The 5,842-nt window shown below is 61.4% G+C and carries 8 protein-coding genes; 3 read left to right on the top strand and 5 right to left on the bottom strand.

What is annotated here, in order from left to right:
* From E3O06_RS01725 to E3O06_RS01710, 4 genes are all read right to left on the bottom strand, one after another.
* Positions 1-326 (bottom strand): transposase family protein (locus E3O06_RS01725; RefSeq protein ID WP_134501314.1); only part of this gene is annotated, 326 nt, incomplete at its 3' end.
* A 214-nt stretch (positions 327-540) separates the two neighbouring features.
* Complete coding sequence (locus E3O06_RS01720; RefSeq protein ID WP_134501313.1) at positions 541-1,506, bottom strand: phosphotriesterase family protein; 966 nt, start codon at positions 1,504-1,506, stop codon at positions 541-543.
* Positions 1,503-2,150, bottom strand: a complete 648-nt coding sequence (locus E3O06_RS01715; RefSeq protein WP_134501312.1) for a bifunctional 4-hydroxy-2-oxoglutarate aldolase/2-dehydro-3-deoxy-phosphogluconate aldolase — start codon at positions 2,148-2,150, stop codon at positions 1,503-1,505. The genes E3O06_RS01720 and E3O06_RS01715 overlap by 4 nt, the downstream gene beginning before the upstream one ends.
* A complete protein-coding gene (locus E3O06_RS01710) occupies positions 2,137-3,126 on the bottom strand; it encodes an NAD(P)-dependent oxidoreductase (protein WP_241979806.1) in 990 nt (329 codons plus the stop codon). The genes E3O06_RS01715 and E3O06_RS01710 overlap by 14 nt, the downstream gene beginning before the upstream one ends.
* Before the next feature lie 213 nt (positions 3,127-3,339).
* Between E3O06_RS01710 and E3O06_RS01705 the strand changes: the two genes are divergently transcribed.
* Together E3O06_RS01705 and E3O06_RS18335 are read left to right on the top strand one after the other, a co-directional pair.
* Complete coding sequence (locus E3O06_RS01705) at positions 3,340-4,245, top strand: sugar phosphate isomerase/epimerase family protein (RefSeq protein WP_134501311.1); 906 nt, start codon at positions 3,340-3,342, stop codon at positions 4,243-4,245.
* A 292-nt stretch (positions 4,246-4,537) separates the two neighbouring features.
* On the top strand, positions 4,538-4,939 hold the full coding sequence (locus E3O06_RS18335; RefSeq protein WP_166788062.1) for a Gfo/Idh/MocA family protein: 402 nt from the start codon (positions 4,538-4,540) through the stop codon (positions 4,937-4,939).
* Here E3O06_RS18335 and E3O06_RS01695 read toward each other — a convergent pair.
* Positions 4,863-5,219, bottom strand: a complete 357-nt coding sequence (locus E3O06_RS01695; protein WP_134501310.1) for a P-loop NTPase family protein — start codon at positions 5,217-5,219, stop codon at positions 4,863-4,865. The two genes, E3O06_RS18335 and E3O06_RS01695, sit on opposite strands and share 77 nt — an antisense overlap.
* A 165-nt stretch (positions 5,220-5,384) precedes the next feature.
* On the opposite strand from E3O06_RS01695, the gene E3O06_RS01690 reads away from it, so the two are divergent.
* Positions 5,385-5,842, top strand: a 458-nt coding sequence (locus E3O06_RS01690) for a helix-turn-helix domain-containing protein (protein ID WP_166788061.1), incomplete at its 3' end; no start/stop codon positions are given.

The following is a 5,842-nucleotide window of genomic DNA, read 5'->3' as shown; positions in this document are numbered from 1 at the left end:
TCGTCAAAGAACAGGGTGTGGCCGCTTTGGTGCCGAGCCCACGGCACGGCGGCGACGGTCACGCCGTGGACGCGGCAGGACACTCGGGGTGCGTCAGCTTCAAGGTGCAGTTGAATTGAGCCCACATTTAACCCTCGCCAGCGACGCCGCCCATCACCGAGGTCGTAGCGTGGGCTGCGCTTCTGACAGGATCCGCATCGGTTCCGCCTCGGCGCCATCGGACGCACCGACGCAATCAGAATCCTGCCCTCCAGATCAAGATCGATGTCCTCGACGAACGTGTTCTCGACACCGAGGAGGGTTCGCCATATTCTCAGAGTTCGCACGCCGCTTTTTCCGTTCCCGAGTTTCTTACCTTTGACAGTTAGAAACCTAGGCCGAGAGCGGCGTGCGGCCGTTAAGGCGCTCCCAACGGACCCACGGTTACGTCAGGAGAGCCAAAAAACCTACGTTATTCCGACGCGAGTCCTAAGCGCGGTCTCGTGGGGCGCGAGCGTGAAGATCCGCTCGCGCCCCACGAGACCGATTGGCTGCAGCTGGTCAGTCCGGTGCCGGGCGGAATCTTGCCAGAAGACGAGCAGGGTTTTCGACAAGTACTTCCTGAAGCAGATCGGCTCCGAGAATCGTCTCCAGTCGAGGTATTACTTTCAGTCCGAGGTACTGAAGGCCTGGCATACCCCCGTAAGCGAGATATCGAGTACGTCTAGCAACATCACCGCCGATGACAATCCGGTTGGCTTGACCGCTCTCGGCGACCCGCTGGGCGCACTCCAGGAGTACCGAGTCCGGCCAGGTCCGCGATCGACCGAAACCGTCATATCCTAAATACGCTCCGGCTGCGGCCAGTTCACTGTGCAATCCGGGGTCCGGGTTCCGATCGATGTGGGCGAGCACGACCGCATTGGCGCGCACCCCGTCGCCGGAGAGTAGTTCGAGCACCTCGAACGCTGCACTGCCGTGCTCGAGATGCACAGTCACAGGCGCACCCGTCTCGACGTGCGCCGCGGCGACGGCGCTCAGCACGCGTCGTTCGAAGGAGGACACGCTCCAATAGCCGATTCCGGCTTTGAGCATCCCCGCCCGAACGGGCAGGCCTTGGTGGAGGGCGGTGCCGCTGTCCTGGCTAGCGTCTTCCCGAGGCATGCCGTTCCGGATGTCGGAGACGAACCGATCGCGGAGCTCTTGTTCGCTCAGCGCTCTGACCCATGAGTCCACCGCGTAGTGCTCGTCACGGTGAACTCCGGTGGTGGCTACCACCATCAACCCGGTGTCGGCGCTGATACGCGCAAGTGCCTCGGGTCGGCGTCCCAAGCCCATTGGTGTCATATCCACCATCGCATCGAAGCCCGATCGCCCCAGCAGAGAGGCTTCGGCAGCGCTCCGTAATTCGTCATCCAGTTCGTCGCCGATCAGGAGCGGCGAAACTTGGAACAGATGCTCGTGGTAGTTCGTGCGGCCAAGCAGCCCTGCGGCGACATCCCCAAGCACTGTCCGGATGTGACTCATCGTCCTCTGGCTTCTGCCAAGGCCGAGCTGAAGGATCGAGCGGTCGCCTCGATGCGATCCCAGTCCCCCTCTGCCATTGCCGTTGGTGAACACAGGTCACTTCCGGCTCCGACCGCAATTGCTCCGGCCGCGAACCATTGGCTAATATTCGCGGCGGTTACCCCCCCGGTCGGCATCAGGGGCACTTCCGGGAAGGGGCCACGAAGCGATCCGAGATAGGCAGGTCCGCCCAGGGAGGCGGGGAATATCTTGATCGCGTCCGCGCCGAGAGAAGTCGCCAGCATTACCTCGCTTGGAGTCATCGCGCCCAGCATCACAACACCGCCGGTCGCTATCATCTCGGCCGCCAAGGAAGGAGCGGTGCCCGGACTGACGAGAAAACGCGCACCGGCCTCGGCAACCTCCCGAGCCTGGCCGGGATGGACGATCGTGCCCGCCCCAATGTAGACCGCATCACCGTGATTTCGGATGATCTCGCGGATGACGCGGGCCGGCTCCGGCGTCGAGTACGTCACCTCGATGGCGGTGATTCCGCCTGCGATGAGCGCATCGACCGCCCGTAGGGCGGCCTCCGTATTGGGTGCCCGCAGGACGGCGACTATTCCTGCTTCGCGAAGCTCGAGAAGGCGATCAGGATGTGGCATCTGCTGCACTCCGCTGCTGGTCGGTTTCGTGGGCCTTTGTTGTCGTCAGGACATCGAGGAGGCCCTGTACGGCCTGGGTGGTTGCTCGCCGTACACTTCCACCGGTGAAGGCGCCGATGTGGGGAGTCGCGAGTACGCGCTCGTGCAGAAGCAACTCGGTTAAAGCGGGAGGCTCGATCTCAAAAGCATCGACGGCGTATGCGCCAAGTCGCTCTTCCCGGAGGGCGTTGAGAACGGCGCCGTCGTCAACGAGGCTCGCTCGGGCTGTGTTGATGAGGACGGATTGCGGTCGAAAGAGAGCCAGTCTCTCTGCATTGATCAGGGCAGCCCCGTCTGCCGGGGGCGGTGCATGCAAAGTGACCACGTCGGCTTGCGACACCAAGTCGTCGAGCGTGACCGTCCGGAATCCCGTCTCGGAAGCAAACGGGTCGTATCCGATGACGGTCGCGCCAAGTGCGGAGAAGGCCGAAGCGACTTTCCTGCCGATGGCGCCAAGCCCCACCACCCCGATGACACAGTCGGACAGTTCCTTTGCTTCCCAGCGCTGCCAGCCCCCTGCTCGAAGTGCCGCCGCTGACCAGGGTACGCCGCGCAGGCAGGACATGGCCAGGGTGAGGGTCATCTCGGCCACAGCCTGCGCGTTCGCGCCAGCGGCGCGAACGACCGTGACTCCGGTGCGCGCGGCTGCGGCAACATCGATATTGTCTGTACCAGTGCCGTTGCGACTGATGACTCGTAATTCTCGTGCTGCTTCCAGCACTTGCTCCGATATAGGTTCGACCCCGGCTAGCCAGCCCACGCACCCAGGAACAATCTTGAGGAGTTCCTCGGCCGAGGGTGAGCGCCCGGGCGTGGGTGCGACGATTTCGTAGCCGGCACGTCGAAGAGGCTCCAACTCCGGAACGAGTTCGACGCCCGCGCCCGTGATTGACCGCGGGGTGATAAGCACTTTCCCCACGGATGGTTCGGAAGCCATGTTCACGATTGCTCCTCGTTTCACGTCATTGCTGGTCAACGCCGCGTCCCACGCAACGTGTAGCTTTCTTACAATAAGGGCACATCAAGTGCCCATGCAAGCACGGATATCGGGACTTTTCGTGGGGCGCTTGCGTATCTTTTGCAATTCGGGGTAGTTTTGCTACCAAGGGCCAATAGAGGCTTGCGCCTCCCAAACATCGGAGTTGATGGCATGCTCGTCGGAATCGATAGCTACAGTTTCCACCGCTACTTCGGCGAGATGTATGCCGAGGGGCTACAGATCGATCCCGGCACACGTTGGGACATGAAGGACGACTTTGTTCCGTACGCCATATCTCTCGAGGTCGACGAGGTCGCCCTCGAAACCATATTCTTCCCTGTGTTCGACGACACGTACTGCGCGGCGATCAAGGACCGGCTCGATGAAGCGGGATTGCGCCGCGTAATCGGATGGGGTCACCCGGATGGGCTCCACCGCGGACAGGACGAGGGCGCTCTCGAAGACCTGATCCGTCACATCCCCCGGGCCGAGAAGGTCGGTGCATCGATCATGCGGATCGTAGCATCGAGTATGCTCTACGTGAACGAAGACCACGGTCCCCAGATTGCCGCTTCCGTAAAAATGCTGAAGAAGGCCACGCGCGTCGCGGAAGACAATGGGGTTACGTTGGCAATCGAGAACCACATTGACTTCACATCAGAGGAAATTCTCGACATTCTGGACGGCGTCGGCTCGGACAACCTGAAGGTCAACTTTGATACCGGCAATGCGCTTCGGCTCTTCGAAGACCCCGTGGAGGCCGCCCGGAGGCTCGCACCAGTGACCGTCGCCACACACACGAAGGACATCATCAGCCGACGCGGCGGAAGCCCATCCGATCGGTTCACGTTCTGGCCTTCCTGCCCCGCGGGCGAAGGTCTAGTCGACTTGCTCTCCGTCGCTCGAGTGCTCGACGAGAGTGGTTTTACCGGTTCGCTGGCCATCGAACTCGACCTCTTAGCCTCCCCCTGGAACCAGGTCCCGGAAGAGGAGAACGTGGCCCAGAGCATCGCCTACCTCAAGTCGATCCGTGCGCAGATCGAGGCAGAGAAGGTTTCCGGAGGATTGTGCGCATGAGCTTGAGCCCACGGCCCCAGGACGAACGCCCTGTCCTGAAGAGCCTGTTGCAGAATGGCTTTTGCTCGGAGAATCACCACAATATGTGATGTCCCCTCGGTCGAAACTGCCCACATATGGTGTGGGTCCGACGCGTGTTTTGCATTAAGCAACAGGCTCTGAAGTTCGGGATGCTCGGTCACGGTTTCATGGGCAAGGCCCACAGCAACGCTCCCAAAACCCTTCCCTTATCTTCTGGCCCGGAGGAGCGCAGATCGATCTTCGGACGATTGCCGGCCGCTCCGAAGCCTCTTTGCGCGAGTCCGCCACGAGGTACGGCTGGGCAAACTACACGACGGATTGGCGTGACATCGTCGAGGACCCTGAAATAGACGTCTTCGATAATGTCGGATCCGATGCGGTGCATTTCGAACCCACACTCGCCGCGATCAGGGCAGGCAAGCACGTTGTGTGCGAGAAGCCGCTGGCCGCGACAGTCGGCGAAGCAGTCGCGCTCGAGCAAGCGGCACTGTCGGCGGGGGTGAAGCACCTGACTTGTTTCAACTACCGATTCGTGCCGGCCGTCCGACTCGCCCACGAGATGATCAAAAGCGGCGATCTCGGCGAGATCTACACGGCTAACTTTCGTTACGCGCAGGAATGGCGAACTGATCCCTCGCCGGTGAGGGAGGGCCGAGGGATTCGGCGTGGTTGATGAACTCCAACGATGTCAGCGCTTCACGGCCGTAGTTCTCGGGGAACTTGACGTTCGAGTAGTCGAAACCGGTCAAGGACTTCAACGCCGGTAGCCGGGCAGACTTCAGGAGCCGCTGGTGGCGTGATTCCTGTCGGGAATCGTGCTCGGCCAGGAGCAGCCCGTGCAGGTATTCACGTTGTTTCGGGGTGCCTTTCTCCGCCCATTCAGTCAACACCGTGCTGGTCAGCGATGCCTGCCGGCCGGCCTCGATGATGTCCTGAACGGTGGCGGTGGCCATGCTCATGCTCATGTGGCGAGTAGCGCCTGATGGTACGTGATCTCTCACTACATCGTTTACGACCTCGCTCAACACATCGCTAACAGGATCTCTCACGACATCGCTGACAGGTAGCAAGGGTCGCGGCTGGTCCGCGGCTGATGACGTACTTCTCGATAATGGGAGGTGCCAAATACATTAACGGCGACGATTCGCCGCCAGATCATCGAGTTCAACCCTGACCTGCCCGACGGGGTGAGCATCTCGGAATTCTGCAAGCGACTGGGTATCAGCCGGCCCTCCTATTACAAGGTGAAGAAGCGCTATCTTGCCGAGGGCAACAAGGCGTTGAACCCGCATTCGCGGGCACCAAAAACCCCGGCGAGAATCCACGGGGATCAGACGAGAGTGGTGGTGTTGCGTCTTCGGGAACGGCTGAGAAAGTCCGGGTGGGACAACGGTCCGCAGTCGATCTGGTTCGAGGGTGTCGACACCAACGAGTTCGGGGACGTGCTCCCGTCGGTGCCCACCATCGGGCGAATTCTCGCCGAGGCGGGCCTGACGAAAACCAATCCCCGTAAGCGCCCCCGCGGTGCCTGGCTGAGGTTCGCCCGGTCGCATCCGATGGAAATGTGGCAGCTCGA

Origin of the sequence: Cryobacterium glaciale, from assembly GCF_004402535.1 — a bacterium.
In the GTDB taxonomy this organism is placed as follows: domain Bacteria; phylum Actinomycetota; class Actinomycetes; order Actinomycetales; family Microbacteriaceae; genus Cryobacterium; species Cryobacterium glaciale.
The sequence above is the reverse complement of the archived record's forward strand: the minus strand, read 5'-3'. Positions and strand labels throughout refer to the sequence as shown.

Excerpts from the sequence above, each read along its gene's own strand:
- E3O06_RS01720 (WP_134501313.1), bottom strand. The coding sequence starts at position 1,506 with ATGAGTCACATCCGGACAGTGCTTGGGGATGTCGCCGCAGGGCTGCTT.
- E3O06_RS01710 (WP_241979806.1), bottom strand. The coding sequence starts at position 3,126 with ATGGCTTCCGAACCATCCGTGGGGAAAGTGCTTATCACCCCGCGGTCA.
- E3O06_RS01705 (WP_134501311.1), top strand. The coding sequence starts at position 3,340 with ATGCTCGTCGGAATCGATAGCTACAGTTTCCACCGCTACTTCGGCGAG.
- E3O06_RS01695 (WP_134501310.1), bottom strand. The coding sequence starts at position 5,219 with ATGGCCACCGCCACCGTTCAGGACATCATCGAGGCCGGCCGGCAGGCA.
- E3O06_RS01715 (WP_134501312.1), bottom strand. The coding sequence starts at position 2,150 with ATGCCACATCCTGATCGCCTTCTCGAGCTTCGCGAAGCAGGAATAGTC.